The organism is Streptomyces sp. NPDC002309 (assembly GCF_053593375.1).
In genome coordinates, this window is sequence record NZ_JBSFCI010000018.1 from 125,188 (window position 1) to 148,474 (window position 23,287).

Consider the following 23,287-nt stretch of genomic DNA (forward strand, 5'->3'; position numbering starts at 1 on the left):
CCGACGGCCCCGGGACCTGGTCCCTCGCCCTCGGAGGTGTCCGGATGGACCTGATCCACTTCCGCCTGGTCATGCCGCGCGCCCTGACCCGGCGGGTCGTCGACCTGCTCGGCGCGAACGCACGGGTGCTCAACGTCGTGGTCGTCACCTCGGCCCATGTGCCGGACCGCGACGCCCTGGAGTGCGACGTGGTGCAGGGTGCCGCGAACGACGTGCTGGACGGACTGCGCGAACTGGGTGTGGAGCGTGCCGGGTCGATCGCCGTCGACGGAGTGGGCCTGATGTTCTCGCGGCAGGCGGAGCGGATCGAGGCCGGGCAGCCGGCGGTGCTGGTCCGGACGCCGCTGTGGGCCGCCGTGGACGCGCGGATCCGTGCGGAGGCGACGTACGCGCCGTCGTTCTACCTGTTCATGGTCGTCGCCGGGCTCATCGGCGCGGTGGGCATCATGACGAACTCGCAGATCCTCGTCGTGGCGGCCATGGTGGTGGGCCCCGAGTACAACGCGATCACCGCCGTCGCCCTCGGCCTGGACCGCCATGACCGCCGCAGGGTCCGGGAGGGGGCGCGTGCGCTCACCGCCGGTTTCCTGCTGGCCATGGTGGTCACCCTGGCGTTCGCCGCGCTGTCCCGGGGCGCCGGACTGCACGACGCCTTCGAGCTGGGCCTGCGGCCCGTCTCCCACCTGATCGGCACGCCGAACTTCTTCTCCGTCGCCGTGGCGTTCCTGGCCAGCGTCGTGGGGATCGTCTCGCTCACCGAGGCGCGCGGCAGTGCCCTGCTCGGCGTCTTCATCTCGGTGACGACGATCCCCGCCGCCTCGGACGTCGCGGTGTCGCTGGCCTTCACCGACTGGCGGCAGGCGGGCGGTTCGCTGATCCAGCTGCTGCTCAACGTGTTCGTCCTCGTGGCCGTCGGCGTCCTCACCCTGCGTGTGCAGCGCCGGGTGTGGCACCGCGCGAGGCGCCGTGCCGCCGCGCCGCCCCCGCGGTAGCGGGCCTCCGTCCGACAGGCCGAACGGGTGACCCCGACTTACGCTGATCCGGGGGGTGCGTTCGGGTGAATCGCACACCGGAAGGGGCCGCTCCGATGGACGACTACCCACTGATCGAGGATCACGGGCTCATCGGCGATCTGCAGACCGCGGCCCTCGTGACGACGACGGGGACCGTCGACTGGATGTGCGTTCCGCGCTTCGACTCGCCCAGCGTCTTCGGCGGGCTCCTGGACAAGGACAAGGGCGGGGAGTGCTCCGTCCGTCCGCTGCACACGACGTACGCGACGAAGCAGTTGTACTTCCCCGACACGGCGATCCTCATCACCCGGTTCATGACCGAGGCCGGCGCGGGTGAGGTGATCGACTTCATGCCGGTGACCGGCACGACGGCCACGGAGAGCCACCGGCTGGTGCGCATGGTCCGCTGTGTGCGCGGCAGCATGACGTTCGAGATCGACATCGCCCCGCGCTTCGACTACGGCCGCACGCCCCATCGGCTCCACCTCACCGAGCACGGCGCCGTGTTCGCCGCGCAGGACGGCACGGCACTCACGGTTCACCCGATCCGAGAACCCGGGGACGACCTGGTGCTCGACGTCCTCCTGGACCGGCAGCACGACCTCCATCTCACCCTGGCCCTGCGGGCCGGGCAGCAGCGCGGGCTGGTCCTGGAGTGGGCCGCCGACGGGCCGCCCCGCTCGATACGCCTCGCCGAGTACCAGCGACTCCACGACGAGACGGTCCTGTTCTGGCGCTCCTGGCTGCGGCAGTCCCGGTACTCGGGGCGCTGGCGCGAGGCCGTGGAGCGGTCCGCGATCACGCTCAAGCTCATGACCTACGCCCCCAGCGGCGCGGTGGTGGCCGCGCCGACGGCGGCGCTCCCCGAGCAACTGGGAGGCGAACGCAACTGGGACTACCGGTTCACCTGGATCCGGGACGCCTCCTTCTCGGTCTACGCCCTGCTGGGGCTGGGCTTCACCGGCGAGGCCAGGGCGTTCATCCAGTGGATCGGCGACCGGGTCAGGCAACGGGCGGGACGGGACGGCGCCACCGGCCCCATGAACATCATGTACCGGGTGGACGGCTCCCCCGACCTGGACGAGGAGATTCTCGCCCACTGGGAGGGCTACGCGGGCTCCGCGCCGGTGCGGATCGGCAACGGGGCCGCGACACAACTCCAGCTGGACATCTACGGCGAGGCGATGGACAGCGTCTACTTCGCCCACCGGCACGGCCTCCAGGTGGGGCACCAGGGATGGTACGCGCTGCTGAGGAATCTGGACTGGCTGGCCGACCACTGGGACAGCGGGGAGGAGGGCCTGTGGGAGACGCGCGGCGGCCGGCGGGACTTCACCTACGGCCGGGTGATGTCCTGGGTGGCCTTCGACCGCGCCCTGCGGCTCGCCGAGGCGAACGGCAGGCCGGCCACCTCGGCACGCTGGAGCCGCACGCGGGACGAGATCTACGAGCAGGTCATGTCGAAGGGATGGAACGAGGAACGTCAGGCGTTCGTCCAGCACTACGACACCTCGGTGCTCGACTCCTCGCTGCTGCGCATGGCGACGGTCGGCTTCATCACCCCCGAGGACCCGCTGTGGACGTCGACCCTCGACGCCATGGAGGACGAACTGGTCAGCGACAGCCTGGTCTACCGCTACAACCCGGAAGCCTCTCCCGACGGACTGCGGGGCTCGGAGGGCACCTTCTCGCTGTGCACCTTCATGTACGTCGACGCGCTGGCCCGCGCGGGGCGTACCGAGCAGGCGCGCCTGGTGTTCGAGAAGATGCTGGGGTACGCCAACCATCTGGGCCTGTACTCCGAGGAGATCGATCCGACGGGCCGTCAACTGGGTAACTTCCCCCAGGCGTTCACCCACCTCGCCCTGATCGACGCGGCGATCACCCTGAACGGCATCCTCTGCCGGACGTAGGCTGCGGGCGCGTTCTTGCCCCTCGGTGGTCAGCCCTCGTCGGGGGCGGCACCGCGCCGCAGGTCGGCGTCGGTGAGACCCTCCAGCTCCCCCCGGGTGTCCAGCCAGTACAGCAGGGCGACCGCGGGAACGATGAGCACCATCGCGACCAGCGTGACGAGGCCCAGCCAGCGCAGCGAGGTGTGCGCACCGGCGCCGTCGGCGACGGTCAGGGAGGTCGGGATCAGGTACGGGCGCTGCGCCATGCCCCACGCGATGACGGCCGACGCGACCACGGCGGTCGCGGCGACCCGCGACCACGCCCCGGACGGGCGGATCAGCAGCAGGCCCGTGAGGAGCGTGGCCAGTGCCGACACGACGACGAAGAAGAGCCCGACGCCGTGCGTGAGCCCCTGCCAGACGTAAGGCGCGTCCTGATGGGTGACCGCGAGGGTGAGCAGGGCGAGCACGGCGACGACGGCCAGGGCGCCCAGTGCCCGCCGGCGGAAGTAGCCGTCCAGGTCCGCCTCCTCGAACCGCCGGGCGTCCGCGGCCAGGAAGACCGCCCCGAGCATCGCGGTGGTGGCCACGGCGAGGAGGCCGAAGAGCACGGACGTGGGGTTGGCCCAGGCGTGCGCCGACGCCGTCGTCCCGGACGTCACCCGGCCCGAGGCCACTCCCCCCGCCGCCGCGCCGAGGAAGAACGGCGTCAGGAGGGAGGCGACGGCGAACACCGCGCCGTACAGGCGCCGGCCGGCCAGCCGCCGTACGGGCTTGCGCAGGGCGAAACCGGCGCCGCGCAGCACGGTGCCGACGGCGGCCAGGGCCAGCGGCAGCCACATGGCGGTGAACACCTGCTGGAAGAGGAAGGGGAAGCCCGTCCACATGATGACGAGCACGAAGATCAGCCAGACGTTGTTGACCTCCCACACGGGGGCCATCGCGTGGTCGATCAGCCGTCGGGGGCGCCGGCCGCGCTCCGTTCCGCCCGCGGTCAGGTCCCAGAAGCCCGCGCCGTAGTCGGTGCCTCCGGCGCACGCGTAGGCGGCGATCGCCAGCAGCAGCACGACGGCGATGACACCCGCGATCATGAATGGTCTCCCGGGGACGAGGCGCCACCGCCGGGCGGCCCGGCGGCGCTCCCTGCCGGCGTCCTGGAGCGCGGCCCGTAGGGCGTGTCCGTCTCCGGTGTCTCCGCCGGCGCGCCCGCCTCGTCGGCGAGCCGCCAGCGGGACCGCATCCTGAGCAGCACCGCCAGGAACGACCCGAAGACGAAGACGTAGACCACGACGACGAGTCCGAACATGATCCACAGGCCGGTGGAACGCGTCGAGGTCACCGCTTCGGCGACCCGCATGTTCTCGTACACGATCCACGGCTGACGCCCCACCTCGGTGGTGATCCAGCCGCATTCGACCGCGACGACGGAGGCGACCCCGGCCACGGCGGCACCGCGGTAGAACCACGGCGAGGAGGGCGGCCTGCGGCGGCGCAGCCAGACCAGGCCGTACCAAAGGGCGAGCAGGAGCAGCGCGGAGCCGATGCCGACCATGATGTCGAAGGCCCAGTGGGCGATGGTGGCCTGTGCGGGGTTCGGCCGCTGGTCGGCGGGGACGGAGGTCAGTCCGGTCACCTTGGTCTCCGGACTGAACCCGGCGAGGATGGAGTCGAGTTGCGGGATCTTGATCCCGCCGGTGACGGTCCCGTCGGGATGCAGCCGGCCGAAGAGGTACTCCGGGACGTGCGTGTCGGTCTTCCAGACCATCTCCATGGCGGCGAACTTCACCGGCTGCTTCTGGAAGACCGCCCGCGCGATGGAGTCGCCCAGCACGAACTGCACCGGCGTGATCACCGCGGCGACCGTGAAGGGGACGGCGAAGCCGAGCCGGTGGTAGCGGTCCCGGCGTCCGCGCAGCCAGCCCGTGGCATAGACCCCGGCCACGACGTAGCCCGCGGTCAGGAGCATCGCCATGACGAAGTGCCAGTACTGCGGGCCGAACATGGGCGTGAAGATCGCCTTCCAGATCCGCACGTCCACCGGATAGCCCGCGGCGTCGAGGGTGAACCCCCGCGGGGTGTTCATCCAGGAGTTGGCGGCCAGGATCCCGAAGGCACCGAGCAGCGCCGCGGCGGGCAGGGGCAGCGCGAGCAGGAAGTGGGTGCGGGCGGGCAGCCGCCGCCAGCCGTACAGGTAGATGGCGATCAGGACGGCCTCCAGGAAGAAGGCCCATGCCTCGACGCCGAACCCGATACCGAAGACATCGCCCCATCTGCCCATCAGGCCCGGCCACAGCAGCCCGAACTCGAACGACAGCACGGTGCCGGTGACGACGCCGATCGCGAACTGGACGGCCATGACCGCCGACCACCGCCGCGCCAGCAGCAGGGCGGTCGCGTCGCCGCGGCGCAGCCCGTAGCCGTGCATGATGAGCGTGATCAGCGGCAGCGCCACACCCAGCGGCACCAGGATGATGTGGGAGGCGAGGGTGAAGGCCATCAGTGATCTGGCCGGGAGCAGTTGGGCGGGGGCGTCCGCGAGTAACTGGACCGTGTCGTGCATAGGGCTCTCTCTGTAGGGTCGGCCGGGGAGCCGAGACGGGTGAGACGAGTCAGCCGCCGGTGGCGAACCCGGGGAAGAGAGTCATGCCGCCGTCCACGTAGAGAGTGGCGCCCACCACGTAGTCCATGAGGTCGGAGGCGAGGCCGACGGCCGCGTGGGCGATGTCGTCGGGCTCGCCGACGCGCGCGTAGGGGATGAGCTTCAGGAGGTCCGTCCGGGCGTCGGGGGTCTCCCAGGCGCTGCGGTTGATGGGGGTCTTGATGGCGCCCGGGGCGATCGCGTTGACCCGGATCTTCCGCGGGGCGAGTTCCTGGGCCAGCGTCTCCATCATCATCTGGACGCCGCCCTTGGACGCGGCGTAGTTGACGTGCCCGGCCCAGGGGATGATCTGGTGCACGGAGCTCATGCAGATGATCTTGCCCGCGGCGCGCGACACCTCGGGGACGACCCCGCGCCGCAGGAACTCCTTGACGGCCTCGCGCGCGCAGAGGAACTGGCCGGTGAGGTTGACGTCCAGGACCTTCTGCCACTGGGCGAGCGTCATCTCGGTGAAGGGGGCGTCGCGCTGCATGCCGGCGTTGGCGACCAGGATGTCGATGGTGCCGAACTCCTCGACCATCCGGCCGGTCATGGCGACGACCTGGTCCTCGTCGGAGACGTCCGCCTGATAGGCGGCCGCCCGCACCCCGAAGGAGGCGATCTCCTCGACCACCTTGTCCGCTTCCTCGGACCCGGCGACGTAGTTGACCACCACGTCGGCGCCCGCCCGGCCCAGGGCGACGGCGGTGGCCTTGCCGATCCCGGAGTTGGCGCCCGTGACCAGCGCCTTCTGGCCCTTGAGCAGGTGTGCGGGGATCACTCCCTGGGGTGCGCCCTCGGGGGAACTCACGATGACCGACTCCTCGACTGGTGGCCCGGACCGGCCGGGCCGGGCCCGGAGGTTCAGCGGCACCCAATCACCGGGGCCGGGCGGCCGTGGACAGGGCGCGTGCCCTCTGCGCCGACCGGCGGAGGATCTTCACCCGGGTGGAACGCCCGCGTCTTCCCACGGGCCGGCCGAGGTGGCGTGTCTCCCGGGGTCATGTCCTTCCCTTCCGCCCGGTCGGCAGCAGCTGGACCGTCACGAAGGCCACCACGGAGGCGAGGATGACCACGGGGATCACTTCCTGACTGTGCAGAACGAGAACGACCAGCACCACACTGCTGACCGGCAGCCGCAGCATCGCCGCCGCCGCGGCCGCCATCCCCGCCGCCATGCCGGGCACCACTCCCAGGCCCGGCAGCGGCGCGAGCAGCACGCCGGCCGCACCGCCCAGGAACAGCGCGGGGAAGATGGGACCGCCTCGCAGACTGCCGAGACACAGCGCGTACGCCACCGACTTGCACAGCAGTACGGCGATCAGGGCGCCGACGCCCCAGGCGTGCGGGTCCTCGGCCAGCCGGGCGAGCACGTCCTGACCGGACGACGCCACGTCCGCCGGGGTGCGGCCGACGGTCAGGGTGTACACGCAGGCGCAGACCCCGGCGGCCAGCGCGCCGAGCACCGCACCGGTGACGGGCCGCCCGGCGACGAACCCCGCCACCCGCTGTCCGGTGACCCGGACCGTGTGGAGCGCGGCGGCGATGACGACGCCCATCACCACCGACCAGAGGACGTCCCCGGCGTCGAGGCGGGGAATCGGCACTCCCAGCGGCAGGCTCAGACTTCCCGTGGACAGGCCCGTCCAGCGGCCGAATCCGGTGAAGACGAGGGCGCCGATGCCGCTGGACAGCAGCGCCGGCAGCATGACCGCGAACAGCTGAGAGGCGCCCACCCCGGCCATCTCGATGAGGATCACCGCGGCGACCAGGGGATTCCCGAAGATCGTGGCCATCGCCGCGGCGGAGCCCGCCGCGCCGACGAGGGCCTTGCCGTCCGGTGTCCTCAGCGTCCGGACCGTCTGCGCGAACAGCAGCGCCAGTCCGCCGCCGAGCGCGATCAACGGTGCTTCCGGGCCCAGCGTGGCACCGAGCGGCAGACTGGCCAGGGCCGCGAGGAGCACCCCTGGCAGAGCGGCGGGAGTCGTCCCCTTGGCGTTCATGCCTTCGGCCGGAACGTGACCTCCGGCGCCGGGCAGATTCTTGACGACCAGCCCGACGACGAGGCCCGCGACCGCCAGTAGCGGCAGCGGCCACCACCAAGGGGGAGTCTCCCGGCCCAGCCACGCGGGCATCGAGGTCCACACCAGACGTTCCAGCTCATGGAGTCCGGCCAGGAACCAGAACGCGGCCAGGGAGACCGGGACTCCGACGAGCGCGGAGAGCAGGAGCGCCTTCTGGTAGGCCGGGGTGCGCAGCAGATCGCGCAGCCGGTCCGCCTCTTCCTGCGGGCCGGCGGCGGGGGCCGCGGCGGCGTCCTCGTCCGGCGCGGCTCCCCGCCCCTCCGCCTCAGCCAAGACCGCCCTGTTCGGCCCGCCGATTCGCCCGGCGTCGCGCGACCCGTCCGGACGTCGCGGTGGCGTCACCCGCAACCGGATCGGTGCGGACGACACCCCTGAGAAGTCCCGGCATGCTCACTCATCTCCCGTGCGGTCGGTGCGCGGCACCCCCGCTTCTTCCGTCGCCGCGGCACCCGATCTCCCGTCATTGCAGCACCCGATCAAGGGCCCCGCACCTCCGCGCGCACCGCGGCGCCCGCTCCCGGTGCCGCCACCGTCCTGGTCCGGGACGGCGTCCGACGGGAACAGCGCGGGCCGCCATCGTGTTGGCACCGTGGTAGGAGAGGTTCGAGAGACCCCGGAGGAATGGGTGCCGCCGACATCACGACCACTGCGCAAGCTGGGTTTCCTGACGATCGGGCTGTTCGACGAGGCGGACCCGAGGCGCGGCCACCAGTCGACGCTCCAGCTGATCGAGCTGGGCGAGCGGCTCGGCTTCGACAGCGCCTGGCTGCGCCACCGCCATCTGCAGTACGGCATCTCCTCGCCCGTCGCCGTCCTCGCCGCCGCCACGCAGCGCACCCGGCGCATCGAACTCGGCACCGCGGTCACCCCGCTCGGCTGGGAGAACCCGCTGCGGCTCGCCGAGGACCTGGCCACCGTCGACGTCCTGTCGGGTGGCCGCCTCAACCCGGGGGTCAGCGTGGGCCCGCCGCTGCACTACGACCGGGTCAGGGACGCCCTCTACCCGGACACCGCGGACGCCGAGGACTTCGGCTACGGGCGGGTGGAGCGGCTGCTGGACTTCGTGCGTGGCGTTCCCGCCACCGGCTTCAGCGGCGTCGAGGGCATCGAGGTGTTCAGTGACCGGGTGCAGCCCCAGGCGCCGGGGCTGGGCCGTCGCATGTGGTATGGCGCAGGCAGTGTCCGGTCCGCCCGGTGGGCCGGCGAGCACGCCATGAACCTGCTGGTCAGCAGCGTGGTGAAGGCGGAGGGCGCCGAGGACGAGCCCGTGGACTTCGCCGCGGTCCAGCTGTCGCACATCCGTGCCTTCCGCGCCGCCCACCCCGACGGCGAGTCGGCACGCGTCTCCCAGGGGCTGGTCGTCATCCCCACCGACTCGGCCTCACCGAAGCAGCGCGCCAAGTACGAGGCGTACGCCGCCGGACGCCTGGCCCGCACGACGTCCCCGCAGGGACCGGCGCGGCTGCTGTTCGCGCCGGACCTGGTCGGCACGTCGGAGGAACTCGCCGGACGCCTGGCGGCGCACGCCGCGTTCCGGGAGGTGGACGAGGTGGCGTTCGCGCTGCCGTTCACCTTCGCGCACGAGGACTACGAGCAGATCCTCACCGACATGACGACGAAGCTGGCCCCGGCACTGGGGTGGCGGCCGGGCGCCTGACTCACCAGCGTCCCGGCTCGGTGCCGGTGACAGGCTCCGAGGGCTTGCCGTCCACGCCGACGGGAACCTCACCGGCGAGCATCACCCGGTGCATGATCCGCGGGTGCCCGAGGTGGGCGTTGTCGCCGGGCGCCAGATGGACGGTGGCGCGGTTGTCCCAGAAGGCCACGCTGCCCGGCTCCCAGCGGAAGCGGACCGTGTACTCCGGGCGGACGGCCTGTTCCAGGAGCATCTCCAGCAGCAGTCGGCTCTCGGCGCGGGAGACGTCGGTGATCTGCTCGACGTAGTAGCCGTTGACGTAGAGCACCCGCTCACCGGTCTCCGGGTGGACGCGCACCAGCGGGTGCACCGAGGCCACCTGGTGGTCCAGCAGATGGCGCAGGTAGGCGTCGTCGCCGGGCCGGGGCTGGTAGCCGACGCCGAGCCGGTGCTCGGCGCGCAGCCCGTCCACGAACTCCCGCACCGGCGCGGACAGTCCGGCGTACGCCGCCGCCAGGTTCGACCAGGTCGTGTCGCCGCCGTACGGCGGAACGGTCTCCGCGCGCAGGATCGTCGCGGCGGGCGGATCGATGCGCGCGCCGTGGTCGCAGTGCCAGCCGCGCAGCAGCGTGTGCCGGCGGCGCTGGAGCCACTCCTCGTGCTCCATGCCGAACCGGCCGCCGAGCTCGAGCCGGTCTGCGGTCGTCTCGATCTCCGGGAAGCCGGCCGGTGAGGCGCCGCCCCGGCGCCCCAGGACCACCGGCTCGCCGAACCGTCGCGCGAACGCCACGTGCGCCGCGTGGTCCAGGCGCTGCCCGCGGAAGAACACCACTTTCCAGCGCAGCACCGCCTCGCGCACCACGGCCACCTGCGCGTCGTCCAGCCCACCGGCCAGGTCGACGCCGGTGATCTCGGCTCCGATGTACCCGGCCACCGGGTTCACCCCGACCCCCGCGGCCCGGTTCCCCGCCATGGCCCTGTCCCTCGTCATGCGCACTCCGTCGGTCGTCCGGCCTGTTCCGTCAAAGAGCGTGACAGTGATCTTCCAGCGTGGCGAGCCGCACCCGTCCCGTCCAGGCCTCTTCCGGCCGCGCCGGGCGCGCGGCGGCGGGCCCGGCCGGGCCCGCCCATACTGGCCGTACGGCACAGCGGAGCGGAAGGGTGGACCGTGGACGGCATTCCGGCGCACACACTCAACGACGGCACGACGCTCCCCGCCATCGGCCTGGGCACCTGGCCGATGGACGACGCCCACGCGGAGCGGGCGGTGCTCACCGCCCTGGACCTGGGCTATCGCCTGATCGACACGGCGACGAACTACCGCAACGAGACCGGCGTGGGCCGTGCGATCGCCCGCAGCCGCGTCCCGCGCGAGGAGATCGTCGTGACGACGAAGGTGCCGGGCCGGCACCACGGCTACGAGGAGACGCTCGCCTCCTTCGAGGAGTCCCGGCGCCGGCTGGGCCTGGAGCGGGTGGACCTGTATCTGATCCACTGGCCGCTCCCCCGGGTCGGCAAGTACGTCGACTCCTGGCGGGCCATGATCAGACTCCGCGAGGAGGGCCTCGTACGGTCGATCGGGGTCTCCAACTTCACGGCCGAGCACATCGGGCGGCTGGAGGAGGAGACGGGCGTGCTGCCCGCCGTGAACCAGATCGAGCTGCATCCGTACCTCCCGCAGGAGGAGGCGCGGGCCTTCCACGCCGAGAAGGGCATCGTCACCGAGAGCTGGACCCCGCTCGGCCGGGGCACCGACCTGCTCCAGGACCCCGTCGTCGTCACGATCGCCGAGGCGCACGGCGTGACGCCCGGTCAGGTCGTGCTGCGCTGGCACACCCAGCTGGGCGCGCTGCCCGTCCCCAAGTCTGCGGACGCCGAGCGGCAGCGGCAGAACCTCGACATCTTCGGGTTCACCCTGGCACCCGCCCAGATGCGGGCCGTCGCCGACCGCGTGCCCCGGCGCACCGGCGGGGACCCCGAGGTGCACGAGGAGTTCTGAGCCCGGGGGCCCGGGACACCCGGTGTCGCGGGCGCACGGAGGGAGCAGTGGGTGAGCTCCGGCGACCGGCTGCTGACCTGCTGCCGCAGACGCGAGGGCGGACCGCCTGCCCCAGGGACAAGCGGCTCTCGGTGCGGGGCAGGACCACCCGCTGGAGCACCCGGAGTTCGAGGGCGCCGTCCCGGCGGGCGAGTACGGCGGCGGCACGGTGATCGGCCGGGACGACGGGACGTACGGGCCCGCGAGCCGCGACCGAGAGGAACGGCCGGTCGGCTACGGGGGGTCACTGAAGCGGGGGCACGCCACGTTTCCGGCTCGACGGCCCGAAGCCGTACTGCGCGTTCGCGCTCACCCGGTTCCGCGGCGGACAGCGCGACACGGAGGCATGGCCGCTGGTGAAGGCCCGGCCGCCCGCGGGGGCACGCCGGGCACGCGGTGGGCCCAGTCGGTGCGCGGAGGTCGTCCGCGTGCCCGGGTCGCGGGTGTCCGCCTACATCGCGGATGGGGCCGGTGGCGCGGCCACGGCTCTCAGTCAGGGGCTCCCGCGCCCCGGTGCGCGCGCAGCGCGGCGAGGGCCCGGTCGGCGTGGGTGTTCATACGCAGCTCGCTGCGCACGACCTCCAGGACCGTGCGGTCCTCGGCGATCACGAAGGTGACGCGCTTGGTGGGGGCCAGCTGGAAGCCCCGCATCACACCGAAGCGTTCGCGGATGGCGCCGTCCACGTCGGACAGCAGCGGCATCCCCAGCGTGTGCCGTCCGGCGAACTCCGCCTGCCGTTCGACCGGGTCGCCGCTGATGCCGACGGGCCTCCCGCCTGCGGCGGCGAACTCCGCCGCCAGATCACGGAAGTGGCAGGCCTCGGCGGTACAGCCGGGGGTGAGAGCGGCGGGATAGAAGAACAGCACGACGGGTCCGTCGGCGAGCAGCTCGGTCAGCAGGCGGGGCGTGCCCGTCTCGTCCGGCAGCTCGAAGTCCTCGATCTTGTCGCCGACCAACGGCTGGGACGGGGGCACGGTTCCTCCTCGGGTGGCCTGCCGCGAGATGGTACTCGCCGGTAGAGCGGTCGCGGCACCCGGTGGGCGCCCCGGGGCTCAGGAAGTGCCCGCCTCCGCGCCGACCCGGCGCGGCGCGCCCGGGGGCGGCGTACCTCGCGCGGATGACATGTGCCGCCGGCAGGGGCGGCCGACCGGCCTTATCGGTGGAGATCGCCCACCATGGGACAGGACCCACCGACCGGATGACCCGGCCGCCCGGGATCACGTCACCGACGAGGTCACCACCGCGCCACCGCACCCCCGCTCCCCAGGCAAGGGAAGAACGCACCTCATGACCATCCGCGTGTTGCTCGCCGACGACCAGGCCCTGCTGCGGGCCGCCTTCCGGATCCTGATCGACTCCTGCGACGACATGGAGGTGGTCGCCGAGGCCGTCGACGGCGCCCGGGCGCTCGAGCTCGCCCGGGCCCACCGGCCCGACGTCGTCCTGATGGACATCCGCCTGCCCGGCGGTGACGGACCGGCCGCCGCGTCCGCCATCTGCGCCGACCCCGACCTGTCCGCGACCCGAGTGCTGGTCCTCACCTCCTGCGAGATCGACCAGGACGTCGCCGAGGCGCTGGCGGCCGGGGCCAGCGGGTTCCTCGGCCGGCAGGCCACCCCCGACGCGCTGCTCGACGGCGTACGGACCGTGGCGGCGGGCGACTCCCTGCTCTCCCCGCTCGCCACGCGCGCCCTGATCACCCGGTTCCTCTCCGCACCCGAGGACGGCGCGCGACTGGCGGCGCCCGAGGACCTCGCCGCGCTCACAGCCGAGGAGCGTGAGGTGATGGGCCGGGTGGCCGAGGGCCGCAGCAACGCGGAGATCGCGGAGAAGCTCCTGGTCAGCGCGCCGGACGTGCGCTCGCACGTGGATCGGGCGATGACGAAGCTGAGCGCCCGTGACCGTGCCCAACTGGTCGTCATCGCCTACCAGTCGGGGCTGGCGGGAGCCCTGCCGCCACCGTCGGCGGCGCTCTGACCCTGCCCCCCGTTCAGGGGAAACCTGAGGGCGGGGCGCGTGGCGCCGCCCTGCCCCGTCGACACCATAAGCCGTGACCCTGCCGCTGATCGCCCCCATGCTCGCCACACCCGGAACCCTGCCGCCCGCCGCCCAGGACGCGCGGTGGGCGTACGAGACCAAGCAGGACGGACAGCGCGCGGTGGTGTATCTGCCCGGCGACGGAGGCGTGGTGCTGCGCGCCAGGTCCGGGGAGGAGATCACCGGGGCCTACCCCGAACTGCTTCCGCTCGGTGCCGCCCTCGGCGGCACGGCCGCGGTGCTGGACGGGGAGGTGCTGGCCCTGGACGAACAGGGCCGCGCCGACTTCCAGTTGCTCCAGTCCCGCATGGGCCTCGCCCACGCACCGGCGCGGGCGGCGCGCCGGGCGGCCCAGGTGCCGGTCCATCTCGTGCTGTTCGACGTCATGCACGTGGCCGGGCACTCCCTGACCGGTCAGCCCTACGCCCGGCGGCGTGCCCGGCTGGAGGAACTGGGCCTGGCAGGACCGTTCTGGTCCACCCCGGGCGCACTGGTCGGCCATGGCGCCCGGGCGCTCCGGGCCACCGTCGACCACGGTCTGGAGGGCCTGGTCTGCAAGCGGCTGGACTCGGTGTACGAACCGGGTGTCCGCTCCCGCGCCTGGATCAAGATCCGCAACATGCGCGGCGAGGACGTCGTCGTGGGCGGCTGGCAGCCCGGCAAGGGCCGGCTGACCGGCCTTCCGGGAGCGGTGCTGGTCGGCCAGCGCGACGCGGCCGGGCGGCTGCGCTACGTCGGCGGCGTGGGTACCGGCTGGAGCGAGGCCGAACGGGCGGAACTCGCGGCACTGCTACGGGAGCACGCGAGCGACGTCTGCCCCTTCGATCCGGTGCCCCCGGCGCCAGGAGCGCGCTGGGTGCTGCCCCGGCTGGTCGGTGAGGTCCGCTACAGCACCCGTACCCGGGCCGGGTTGCTGCGCCAGCCGTCCTGGCTGCGGCTGCGGCCCGACCTGACGCCCGAGGAGTCCGCGGCCGACCTGCCGGAACACCTCGGCTGACGCACCCGGCGGCTTCTGACATCTTTTGGCGTCTCCTGAGCTCTCCTGACGTTGCTTCAGCAGACAACTATTGGGCTGCCCTTCACCGACGGGACGCCTGTGACCTCTTGGCGTGGGCGGGCATTCCCGGGAAGCTGAACTGCCTTTCCCCCCACAGCCCTTGGGCTGCGCCCGAACCAGGAGGAGGACGCAGTGTCGTCGCAGAAGTCCGTCGTACATCGCAGGAGATGGCTCACCGTGCTCGGTGGTGCCGCCGCGCTCGTCATCGCCTTTCCCGCCACCGCCTTCGCCGCCCCGCCGCCGGCGCTGCCCGGCAACGCCGACAGCCTGGAGCGGACGTTCCAGCCGGCCTTCGACTACGACAAGGACGGCTGCTACGCCACGCCCGCCATCAGCGCCGACGGCACCGTCAACGGCGGCCTGAACCCGACCGGCGCGCTGAACGGCAACTGCCGTGACGCCTCGGACCTGGACAACACCAACAGCTACTCGCGCTACAAGTGCAACAACGGCTGGTGCGGCATCCTGTACGGCCTGTACTTCGAGAAGGACCAGGCCCTGCCGGGAAGCAGCCTCGGCGGGCACCGCCACGACTGGGAGCACGTCGTGGTGTGGGTGCAGGACAACCAGGTGAAGTACGTCTCGACGTCCAACCACGGCTCGTTCACCGTCCACAACGCCTCGGCGATACGTTTCGAGGGCACGCACGCGAAGGTCGTGTACCACAAGGACGGCATCAGCACGCACTGCTTCCGTGCCGCCAACTCCAACGACGACCCGCCGGAGAACCACAAGGGGACCTGGCAGTACCCGACGCTGGTCGGCTGGAACGGCTACCCGGCGGGCGTGCGGGAGAAGCTGTCGTCGCACAACTTCGGCAGCGCCCACTTCGGCCTGAAGGACGGCAGCTTCACCTCCCACCTGGCCTCGGCGAAGCCGTCCGGCATCGCGTTCGACCCCAACGCCTGACAGACGCGCTCGTGCGCGGCGGGGGCCGGTGACGGTCTATCGTGTCCGCATGCCGGTCCCCGCACTGATCCGCATCGTCTCCCGCGACTCCCCCATGGCGCTCGCCCAGGTGGCCCGCGTCCAGGCCGAGTTGACCGCCCGTCACCCCGGGGTGAGAACCGAGGTGCTGCCGGTGAGGACCACCGGCGACAAGTGGCTCGGCGACCTCTCCCTGGTCGAGGGCAAGGGCGCGTTCACCAAGGAGGTCGACGCGGCGCTCGTGGCCGGTGAGGCCGACCTCGCGGTGCACTGCGTCAAGGACGTGCCCGCCGACCGTCCGCTGCCGGCCGGCACGGTGTTCGCGGCGTTCCTCAAGCGCGACGACATCCGTGACGCGCTGGTGCATCCGGGCGGGCTCACCCTGGACGAACTCCCGCCCGGCACCCGCGTCGGCACCTCCTCGGTGCGCCGTGTCGCCCAGCTGGCCGCCACCCATCCGCATCTGGGGTGCGTGCCCTTCCGCGGCAACGCGGGCCGACGGCTGGACAAGCTCGCCGCCGGTGACGCGGACGCGCTGCTGCTGGCGGTCGCCGGTCTGGAGCGCCTCGGCCGCCAGGACGTCATCAGCGAGGTCCTCTCCCCCGAGGTGATGATGCCGCCCATCGGCGCGGGCATCCTCGCCCTCCAGTGCCGCGAGGGCGACAGCGACCTGATCGACGCGGTCAGCGTGCTCGGCGACCCCGGCACGCACCGGGAGGCGACGGCGGAGCGGATGTTCCTGCATGTGCTGCAAGGGCACTGCAACAGCCCGATCGCCGGGTTCGCGCGGATCGACCACGGCGAGCTCTCGCTGCGGGCCTGCGTGTTCACTCCCGACGGCAAGACCCGCCTCAACGCCCACGAGTGGGCGGGGCGGCTGGACCCGGCCACCCTGGGCACGTCGGTCGCCGTGGCCCTGCTGCGTCAGGGTGCCCGCGAGATCATCGACGGCATCGCGCACTGACGGCCCTCGGCGGCCCCGTCAGGCGGTGCCCTCCTCGGCCTGCTCGCGCAGGAAGTTGCTGACCTGAAGGGCGAGGCTCTCCCGGCCGGCTCCGGCCGGGGCGCAAGGGGTGGTCTCGTCCAGTCCGGTGCCGCCCGTCCACAGCCGGCGTTCGGCCCAGTCCTCGTCCACGCGCAGCTGGATCTGGACGTCCACCTGCCCGAGGGCCGCCTCGGGCCCCGCCCCGTACATCACGGCGGTGGCGCGGCGCAGCGGGTAGACGTCGTAGCCCTCGATGAACTGCGAGTTGCGCCAGTCGACGAACGCGCTCTCCCCGTCGGGGCCGATCCGCACGTCGATCTGGCCGTCCTCCAGGTGGATGCCGAGGCGGTCCTCGCCACGGTTCTCGACGGTCACCCGCAGCCGGAAGTACGTCAGCCCCTCGGCGGCGTCGTCGCGTCCGCGCGGCGGCTCGGCCCGCTCAAGACCGTGGACGCGAACGCGCAGACCGGCATGCTCGTCGTACTCCTGCCAGTCCCCGACCACGTTCGGCTCGTACACACTCCACCTCTCGCCCTCTCGAAGCTGCTTCCTATCCGTGGGCTCAGCGCAGTGTCAAATGCGCAGAATGGGCTGTGGCCAGGGATTTCCCCCCTGTGATCGCTGATCAAGCCGTGCGCAGGGAGAATCCGCGCGGGCCCCCTCCCGGGCGTGCCGCACATCACGTCGGCACCCCCGCCGGAACGCCGTGCCGGCCCGGCGAGGAGCGGGCGGCGGCGATCACGGCGACGGCCTGGAGCAGCGCGGAAGATCCGGACCCCGGAGGCCAGGCGGGCGTTTTGTGTATGTTTGTCATGGGAATACCTATATGAGTGCTTCGGACAGGAGGCACGTCCGTGGGACCGCTACGCCGCCCTCGCACGACTTCCTGTGATCGGTCCGGGCGCGTCGGTGGCCACGGTGTCTGTCCACCCGGCACCTGCTGAGGGAGGCGCGCCATGCGTACCGCCAGCAGAACGAAGCAGCATCCGCACGACGACGCTCCCGACACGGCCGCCGACTTCGTGCGCATGCGGCAGCTACCCGACGGTCCGGAGCGCAAGGCGCTGCGGGACGAGCTGGTCCGCGTCTGGCTGCCCATGGCGGAGCGGATCGCCGTGCGCTTCCGGGGCCGCGGCGAGGCCCTGGAGGATCTCTATCAGGTCGCCGCCCTCGGCCTGGTCAAGGCGGTCGACCACTACGACCCCGAGCGCGGCCGGGCCTTCGAGGCGTACGCCGTGCCGACCGTCACGGGCGAGATCAAGCGCCACTTCCGTGACCACATGTGGACGCTGCACGTCCCGCGCCGCGTCCAGGATCTGCGCAACCGCGTCCGGCGCGCCACCAAGGAACTCTCCCAGACCACACCCGGCCGGCCTCCCACCGTCGCCCAGATCGCCGCGTACGCGGAACTCAGCGAGGACGAGGTGCGCACCGGCATGGAGGCGCTGGAGTGCTTCACCGCGCTGTCCCTGGAGGCCGAGATGCCCGGGACCGACGGCTACTCCCTCGCCGACGCGATCGGCGGGCCGGACCCGAGCTACGACATCGTCGTCGACCGGGTCGCCGTGGCGCCCTGTCTGCAGGCCCTGCCCGAGCGGGAACGGACCATCCTCTATCTGCGCTTCTTCCAGGGGATGACACAGAGCTGCATCGCGCAGCAGCTGGGCATCTCGCAGATGCACGTCTCCCGGCTGCTCAGCGCCTGCTTCGCCAGGCTGCGCGAGGAACTGCTCGCCGGGACACCGGGGACACCCCGCTGAGGCCCCGCAAAGTCACTCGGGCGGCGCCCCGGGGATCTGGGTGGGACCGTAGCGGTCCAGCGCGTCCTCCAGCTCGGCGCGGAGCTCCGGGGCCATCTCCCCGTCGCGGCCCCAGATCAGGACCAGCTCCGCCACCGTGCGCAGCTTGGTGTTGGTGTGCTGGGATACCTCCTTCAGCACCGCCCATCCCTCGTCCGGCGTCACCCTTCCGAGTGCCACCATCATGCCGATCGCCTGGTCGACCACGGCGTGCGAACTGACGGCCTCCTTGAGCTGGACGATCTCGTCCTCCAAGGCCCGGAGCCGGTCCGTGTCGTCGGCGGGCTCGTGCGGTACTCCTGCCATTCCCCCATCCTCCCCACCCGGACTGACGCCTGCCACCGGGGTACTCGGCAGGCGCCACGACCGCTTCCGGTCGGACACTGGTGTCGAACCGGTGGCTGCCGGTCGACGAGACCAGGACGACTGCCATGACACATGACACGACCCCCACGACCCGCGCCGGCGGCGTGGTCACCACCAAGGACGTCTTCGGCGCGCCCTGCTGGGTGAGCCTCACCAGCCGGGACCTGCGTGCCACCGAGGAGTTCTACACCGCCGTGCTGGGCTGGGATTGGCGCAAGGCCAGGCTCGGCGAGCACTTCCGGATCGCGATCGTGGACGGCGCGCCGGTGGCCGGGATCGCCGCGGTGGCGGCCATGTGGCAGATGGCCGTCGCCTGGACGCCCTACTTCGCCGTCCCCAGCGCGGATCTCGCGGTGGCCAGGGCCCAGGAGCGGGGCGGTACGGCGGCGGTCGGACCGATCTCGCTGCCTCCCGGGCGGGCGGCACTGCTCGCCGACCGGGACGGCGCGACGTTCGGCATCTGGGAGGGGGAACTGGTCACCGACTGGGAGACCTGGCACCGCGCCGCGCCGGCCTTCATCCGGCTGCACACCCGTGACGCCTTCGACGCCGCGATCTTCTACGGCGAGGTGCTGGAGTGGGCCTCGGCGACCCGCGGCGGCTGCGAGATCAACTACGAGGGCGAGGAGGTCGTCCTGCGCAGCGGAGGCGATGTGGTGGCCCGTATCGAGTCCGGTGCCCTGGGCGCGGCCCCCGATCCGACGATCCGGCCGCACTGGCAGATCCACTTCGCCGTCTCCGACGTCGCGCAATGCGCGCGGGCGGCGGAACACCACGGCGGCAGCGTGCTGCGCATCGGCCCCGTCGAGGCCGTGCTGCGCGACCCCGACGGGGCGCAGTTCACCGTGACCTCGCGCCGGGAGCCGTGAGGGCCCCCGGCGTTCCCGACTCCGCCCGGCGGGACCGTCTAGGAGGACGGCGCGCCGCGTGACGGCCGGGAGAGCAGGACGAGACTGCGCGCCTCCACCGTGAGGGCGGTCGCCGCCTTGTGCTCGGTCTCGTCCGGCGGGCCCTGCGGGTCGGCGGTGTCGATCAGCGTGGTCCAGTATTCGCCGTACGCGCTGTCCGGGAGCCGGAAGTCCACCGGCTCCCAGTAGCTGTTGAGCAGCAGCAGGAAGGAGTCGTCGACCACGCGGCACCCCTGTGCGTCGGGCTCCGCGATGGCGTCGCCGTTGAGGAAGACGCCGACGGTGTGCGCGTCGGAGCGCTGCCAGTCCTCGTCCGCCATCTCGGTCGCGTCCGGCTGCAGCCACACCAGGTCCGGCAGCGGCTGCCCGGCGTGCCGGACCGTCTCGCCGCGGAAGAAGCGCCGGCGGCGCAGCACCGGGTGGGCGGCGCGCAGCGCGATGACGTACCGCGTGAAGTCCCGCAGGTCCCGCTGCTCACCGGACAGGCGCCAGTCGATCCAGGAGACCTCGCTGTCCTGGCAGTAGGCGTTGTTGTTGCCGCCCTGGGTGCGCCCGATCTCGTCCCCGTGGCAGAGCATGGGGATGCCCTGGGACAGCAACAGGGTGGCGAGGAAGTTGCGCTGCTGGCGGGCGCGCAGGGCGAGGACCGCCGTGTCGCCGGTGTCGCCCTCGGCGCCGCAGTTCCAGGACCGGTTGGTGCTCTCGCCGTCCCGGTTTCCCTCGCCGTTGGCCTCGTTGCGCTTGTCGTTGTACGACACCAGGTCGCGCAGGGTGAAACCGTCGTGCGCGGTGACGAAGTTGACGCTGGCCCGGGGACGGCGCCTGCTGTGCTGGTAGAGGTCGGAGGAACCGGTCAGCCGCGAGGCGAACTCGCCGAGGGTGTGTTCCTCCCCGCGCCAGAAGTCCCGTACGGCGTCGCGGTACATGCCGTTCCACTCCGACCACAGCGGCGGGAAGTTGCCCACCTGGTAGCCGCCCTCCCCCACGTCCCAGGGCTCGGCGATCAGCTTGACCCTGCTGATGACGGGGTCCTGCTGGATCAGGTCGAAGAACGCCGAGAGCCGGTCCACCTCGTGGAACTGCCGCGCGAGGGTGGCCGCGAGATCGAAGCGGAAGCCGTCGACATGCATCTCGGTGACCCAGTACCGCAGCGAGTCCATGATCAGCTGGAGCACGTAGGGGTGCCGCATGAGCAGGCTGTTGCCGGTGCCGGTGGTGTCGTAGTAGTGCCGCCAGTCCCCGTCGACGAGGCGGTAGTACGAGGAGTTGTCGATGCCCCGGAAGGAGAGCGTGGGGCCCTTCTCGTTGCCCTCGGCGGTGTGGTTGTAGACCACGTCGAGGATCACTTCGAGCCCGGCCGCGTGCAGCGCCCGGACCATCGACTTGAACTCGGCGACCTGCCCGCCCCGGGTGCCGTGCGCGGCGTAGGCGTTGTGCGGCGCGAAGAAGCCGATCGTGTTGTAGCCCCAGTAGTTGGCCAGACCGCGGTCCTGGAGCACACCGTCCTGCACGAACTGGTGCACCGGCATCAGCTCGACCGCCGTCACGCCCAGCGAGGTGAGGTGCGCGACGACGGCCGGGTGCGCGAGTCCCGCGTACGTGCCGCGCAGTTCGGGAGGCACGTCGGGGTGCGTGCGGGTCAGGCCCCGCACATGCGCCTCGTAGATCACAGTGTCGGCGTAGGGCCGTCCGAGTGGGCGGTCCTCGCCCCAGTCGAACGCCGGGTCGGTCACCACGCCCAGCATGGTGTGGCCGGCGCTGTCGGCCGGGTCGGGCCCGGACGCGGCGCGCTCGTACAGCGAGGCGTGGTTGTCGAACTGCCCGTCGACGGCCTTGGCGTAGGGGTCGAGCAGCAGCTTCGCGGGGTTGCAGCGCTGGCCGGCGGACGGGTGCCAGGGACCATGCACCCGGTAGCCGTAGCGCTGGCCGGGTTTGATGTCGGGCAGGTAGCCGTGCCAGACGAAGCCGTCGACCTCGGTCAGGGGGACGGCGCGGTGGTTGCCGCGCTCGTCGACCAGGACCAGGTCGACAGATTCCGCCACCTCGCTGAACAGCGCGAAGTTGGTGCCCTTGCCGTCGTAAGAGGCGCCCAAGGGATAGGGGTGCCCGCTCCACGCGGGCACCCCTTCCCTGCCGTTCGGCTTCTTCTTCGTCACCGCGCGTCCTCCAGGGCGCCGTCGGCCGGCAGCATCGGGGTGGCGAGGGACGCGACCGGCGCCGCGCGGGGGACCAGCAGACCCTCGCGCAGATCGGGGGCGGGCGACCTCGGCGTCAGCGGGACGCGCTCACCGGAGCGGGCCCGCTGCGAGAACCAGATGACCTTGCTTCCGGTCTCGGTGGCGCAGCAGCCCCAGCCGTCGCTCATCGCGGCGATGTGCGCCAGGCACGCGCGCAGGTCGAGGTCGGGGCGGAGTTCCCGGTCGTCGTCGCCGACGGCGGTGATCAGGTGCTGGCCGTTCCACCACATCTCGATCGACGTGTGCTTGTCCGTCGCGTGCTCGTCGATGGCCTTCAGCAGCAGTTCCAGGCTGCCGCAGACGGGCTTCACCAGCGGGTCGAGATCCCAGTACTTCAGGTGGGCCGCGAGGATGCGGCTGACCTGTCCGACGCGTTCCGGGCTGACTTCCACATCGAGGTGGTAGTAGCAGGGCACTGCGGTCTTCATCGTGGCTCCTCACCGGCGAGGCTCTCGCGCCCTCGCCCTCGCAAGCCGATCCCCGAACACGAAGCGTGAGCACTGATCGCTTCCGAGTCACCACAACAGTGCGGGTGCTAGTCCATTCGTGCAACACGAGCGCAGCACCGTGATGGTTGAAGCTCTAACAAGACGCTGGGTCGTCGTGCGTGCACCATGAGTGAAGGTGCCTCGATCGCCGTAACGGATCCGTGCCCCCTCGCGGGCACGGCCGCCGGCCCGACCGTCGGGAACGTGCCCATCGAGCGCCCGGAAGGTGAACGGCGCCATGCTGCTACCCGCCAGAGCCGAAGTCACCCGGCAGCTGCGGCGGTACCGGGCCTGGGAGCGTGCGACGCTCGCGGCCCCCACCGACAGCGCGGTGCGGACCGGCTTCGAGGACTCGGGCTACACCCTCTGCGTGCTGATGGGAAAGCGCTGCGCGCGTGAGGCCGCCGAGGCGGCCGAGCGCTATCTGCGCACGACGCCGGCCGCCTATCTGCGGGACGAGACCTGCCGACCGCGTCCGGGCCGAGTCGCCCGGAGGGGACCGCCCTCGGGACGGCGTTCCCGGGCGGGGCTCTAGCCCCCTCTTCAGGTGCAGTATCCCTAGCCGGGCCGAGGGGCCCGGCTTTGAGTACGTCGGAGGTGAGACCCATGAGTACGACCGAGGCCATCGGCCGCATTCCGGTCCGGGACGTCCGTCCCGCCGTGGAGTGCGGCAGGCGCCCGGCGAAGGCCGTGCCGGGAGAGACGTTCCAGGTCACGGCCACAGTGTTCCGCGAGGGACATGACGCGGTCGCCGCCGATGTCGTCCTGCGGGATCCCGAGGGCCGCCCCGGCCCCTGGACACCGATGCGTGAACTGGCCCCCGGCACCGACCGCTGGGGCGCCGAGGTCACACCCAACTCCGTCGGCCTGTGGACGTACTCCGTCGAGGCGTGGAGCGATCCGGTGTCCACCTGGCGGCACATCGCCGGGATCAAGGTGCCGGCGGGCATCGACACCGGCCTGGTCCTGGAGGAGGGCGCCGAACTGTACGAACGCGCCGCCGCCGGGCTGCCCGACCGCGCGGCCCGCAAGGTGGTGCTGGCCGCGGCGCGGACCCTCCGGGACGACGAGCTGCCGGTCGCCACCCGCCTCGCGGCGGCGTTGACGCCCGAGGTGGACGGGGTGCTCGCGCGGTATCCGCTGCGGGAGTTGGTGACCGCGTCGGAGCCGCTGCCGCTGCT

General features: G+C 72.0%; 23 protein-coding genes. 12 read left to right on the plus strand and 11 right to left on the minus strand.

The window, feature by feature from the left end:
* Positions 1 to 44: 44 nt before the first annotated feature.
* Together ACWCPM_RS17360 and ACWCPM_RS17365 are read left to right on the plus strand one after the other, a co-directional pair.
* On the plus strand, positions 45 to 992 hold the full coding sequence (locus tag ACWCPM_RS17360) for a DUF389 domain-containing protein (protein WP_450977031.1): 948 nt from the start codon (positions 45 to 47) through the stop codon (positions 990 to 992).
* 95 nt (positions 993 to 1,087) lie between these two features.
* On the plus strand, positions 1,088 to 2,926 hold the full coding sequence (locus ACWCPM_RS17365; protein ID WP_450977032.1) for a glycoside hydrolase family 15 protein: 1,839 nt from the start codon (positions 1,088 to 1,090) through the stop codon (positions 2,924 to 2,926).
* 29 nt (positions 2,927 to 2,955) lie between these two features.
* Here ACWCPM_RS17365 and ACWCPM_RS17370 read toward each other — a convergent pair whose 3' ends face one another.
* The 4 genes from ACWCPM_RS17370 to ACWCPM_RS17385 all read right to left on the minus strand — a co-directional run bounded on the left by ACWCPM_RS17370 (position 2,956) and on the right by ACWCPM_RS17385 (position 7,900).
* Positions 2,956 to 3,996, minus strand: coding sequence for a cytochrome d ubiquinol oxidase subunit II (locus tag ACWCPM_RS17370; protein WP_450977033.1), 1,041 nt, complete (start codon positions 3,994 to 3,996; stop codon positions 2,956 to 2,958).
* Positions 3,993 to 5,465, minus strand: a complete 1,473-nt coding sequence (locus ACWCPM_RS17375; protein WP_450977034.1) for a cytochrome ubiquinol oxidase subunit I — start codon at positions 5,463 to 5,465, stop codon at positions 3,993 to 3,995. The genes ACWCPM_RS17370 and ACWCPM_RS17375 overlap by 4 nt, the downstream gene beginning before the upstream one ends.
* A 49-nt stretch (positions 5,466 to 5,514) precedes the next feature.
* On the minus strand, positions 5,515 to 6,354 hold the full coding sequence (locus ACWCPM_RS17380; RefSeq protein WP_450977035.1) for an SDR family oxidoreductase: 840 nt from the start codon (positions 6,352 to 6,354) through the stop codon (positions 5,515 to 5,517).
* A gap of 190 nt (positions 6,355 to 6,544) precedes the next feature.
* On the minus strand, positions 6,545 to 7,900 hold the full coding sequence (locus ACWCPM_RS17385) for a chloride channel protein (RefSeq protein ID WP_450977036.1): 1,356 nt from the start codon (positions 7,898 to 7,900) through the stop codon (positions 6,545 to 6,547).
* A 352-nt stretch (positions 7,901 to 8,252) separates the two neighbouring features.
* Here ACWCPM_RS17385 and ACWCPM_RS17390 point away from each other — a divergent pair, with 352 nt between their 5' ends.
* Positions 8,253 to 9,284, plus strand: a complete 1,032-nt coding sequence (locus tag ACWCPM_RS17390; protein WP_450977037.1) for an LLM class flavin-dependent oxidoreductase — start codon at positions 8,253 to 8,255, stop codon at positions 9,282 to 9,284.
* Position 9,285: 1 nt separating this feature from the next.
* Here ACWCPM_RS17390 and ACWCPM_RS17395 read toward each other — a convergent pair whose 3' ends face one another.
* Complete coding sequence (locus tag ACWCPM_RS17395; RefSeq protein WP_450977038.1) at positions 9,286 to 10,254, minus strand: TauD/TfdA dioxygenase family protein; 969 nt, start codon at positions 10,252 to 10,254, stop codon at positions 9,286 to 9,288.
* Positions 10,255 to 10,431: 177 nt separating this feature from the next.
* Here ACWCPM_RS17395 and ACWCPM_RS17400 point away from each other — a divergent pair, with 177 nt between their 5' ends.
* On the plus strand, positions 10,432 to 11,262 hold the full coding sequence (locus ACWCPM_RS17400) for an aldo/keto reductase (protein WP_450977039.1): 831 nt from the start codon (positions 10,432 to 10,434) through the stop codon (positions 11,260 to 11,262).
* 528 nt (positions 11,263 to 11,790) lie between these two features.
* On the opposite strand, the gene ACWCPM_RS17405 is transcribed toward ACWCPM_RS17400, so the two are convergent.
* Entirely contained in the window at positions 11,791 to 12,276 is a 486-nt protein-coding gene (locus ACWCPM_RS17405; protein WP_450977040.1) for a peroxiredoxin, read from the minus strand.
* A gap of 313 nt (positions 12,277 to 12,589) precedes the next feature.
* Here ACWCPM_RS17405 and ACWCPM_RS17410 point away from each other — a divergent pair, with 313 nt between their 5' ends.
* The 4 genes from ACWCPM_RS17410 (at position 12,590) to hemC (ending at position 16,287) form a co-directional block, all read left to right on the plus strand.
* Complete coding sequence (locus tag ACWCPM_RS17410) at positions 12,590 to 13,279, plus strand: response regulator transcription factor (RefSeq protein ID WP_450977041.1); 690 nt, start codon at positions 12,590 to 12,592, stop codon at positions 13,277 to 13,279.
* Positions 13,280 to 13,352: 73 nt separating this feature from the next.
* Positions 13,353 to 14,336 (plus strand): ATP-dependent DNA ligase, encoded by a 984-nt coding sequence (locus ACWCPM_RS17415; RefSeq protein WP_450977042.1) that lies wholly within the window; start codon positions 13,353 to 13,355, stop codon positions 14,334 to 14,336.
* Between the two features lie 192 nt (positions 14,337 to 14,528).
* A complete protein-coding gene (locus ACWCPM_RS17420; protein ID WP_450977043.1) occupies positions 14,529 to 15,305 on the plus strand; it encodes an NPP1 family protein in 777 nt (258 codons plus the stop codon).
* A gap of 49 nt (positions 15,306 to 15,354) precedes the next feature.
* Positions 15,355 to 16,287 (plus strand): hydroxymethylbilane synthase, encoded by a 933-nt coding sequence (gene hemC, locus ACWCPM_RS17425; protein WP_450977044.1) that lies wholly within the window; start codon positions 15,355 to 15,357, stop codon positions 16,285 to 16,287.
* An 18-nt stretch (positions 16,288 to 16,305) separates the two neighbouring features.
* Here the strand turns inward: hemC and ACWCPM_RS17430 are convergent, their stop codons facing one another.
* Both ACWCPM_RS17430 and ACWCPM_RS17435 read right to left on the minus strand, forming a co-directional pair.
* Complete coding sequence (locus ACWCPM_RS17430; protein WP_450977045.1) at positions 16,306 to 16,827, minus strand: hypothetical protein; 522 nt, start codon at positions 16,825 to 16,827, stop codon at positions 16,306 to 16,308.
* Positions 16,828 to 16,987: 160 nt separating this feature from the next.
* A complete protein-coding gene (locus ACWCPM_RS17435; RefSeq protein WP_450977046.1) occupies positions 16,988 to 17,122 on the minus strand; it encodes a hypothetical protein in 135 nt (44 codons plus the stop codon).
* 142 nt (positions 17,123 to 17,264) lie between these two features.
* Between ACWCPM_RS17435 and ACWCPM_RS17440 the strand changes: the two genes are divergently transcribed.
* A complete protein-coding gene (locus ACWCPM_RS17440; protein ID WP_450977047.1) occupies positions 17,265 to 18,068 on the plus strand; it encodes an RNA polymerase sigma factor SigF in 804 nt (267 codons plus the stop codon).
* A gap of 12 nt (positions 18,069 to 18,080) precedes the next feature.
* Here ACWCPM_RS17440 and ACWCPM_RS17445 read toward each other — a convergent pair whose 3' ends face one another.
* Positions 18,081 to 18,413, minus strand: coding sequence for an ANTAR domain-containing protein (locus tag ACWCPM_RS17445; RefSeq protein WP_450977048.1), 333 nt, complete (start codon positions 18,411 to 18,413; stop codon positions 18,081 to 18,083).
* Between the two features lie 125 nt (positions 18,414 to 18,538).
* Between ACWCPM_RS17445 and ACWCPM_RS17450 the strand changes: the two genes are divergently transcribed.
* Positions 18,539 to 19,342, plus strand: coding sequence for a VOC family protein (locus ACWCPM_RS17450; RefSeq protein WP_450977049.1), 804 nt, complete (start codon positions 18,539 to 18,541; stop codon positions 19,340 to 19,342).
* A 38-nt stretch (positions 19,343 to 19,380) separates the two neighbouring features.
* On the opposite strand, the gene glgX is transcribed toward ACWCPM_RS17450, so the two are convergent.
* Both glgX and ACWCPM_RS17460 read right to left on the minus strand, forming a co-directional pair.
* Positions 19,381 to 21,537, minus strand: coding sequence for a glycogen debranching protein GlgX (gene glgX, locus ACWCPM_RS17455; RefSeq protein WP_450977050.1), 2,157 nt, complete (start codon positions 21,535 to 21,537; stop codon positions 19,381 to 19,383).
* Positions 21,534 to 22,046: a pep a2 gene (locus ACWCPM_RS17460; RefSeq protein ID WP_450977051.1), complete on the minus strand. Its 513-nt coding sequence runs from the start codon at positions 22,044 to 22,046 to the stop codon at positions 21,534 to 21,536. Before ACWCPM_RS17460 ends, glgX begins: the two co-directional genes overlap by 4 nt.
* 298 nt (positions 22,047 to 22,344) lie before the next feature.
* Here ACWCPM_RS17460 and ACWCPM_RS17465 point away from each other — a divergent pair, with 298 nt between their 5' ends.
* Both ACWCPM_RS17465 and ACWCPM_RS17470 read left to right on the plus strand, forming a co-directional pair.
* On the plus strand, positions 22,345 to 22,641 hold the full coding sequence (locus tag ACWCPM_RS17465; RefSeq protein WP_450977052.1) for a DUF5133 domain-containing protein: 297 nt from the start codon (positions 22,345 to 22,347) through the stop codon (positions 22,639 to 22,641).
* 71 nt (positions 22,642 to 22,712) lie between these two features.
* A partial coding sequence (locus tag ACWCPM_RS17470; protein ID WP_450977053.1) for a maltotransferase domain-containing protein occupies positions 22,713 to 23,287 on the plus strand: 575 nt, incomplete at its 3' end.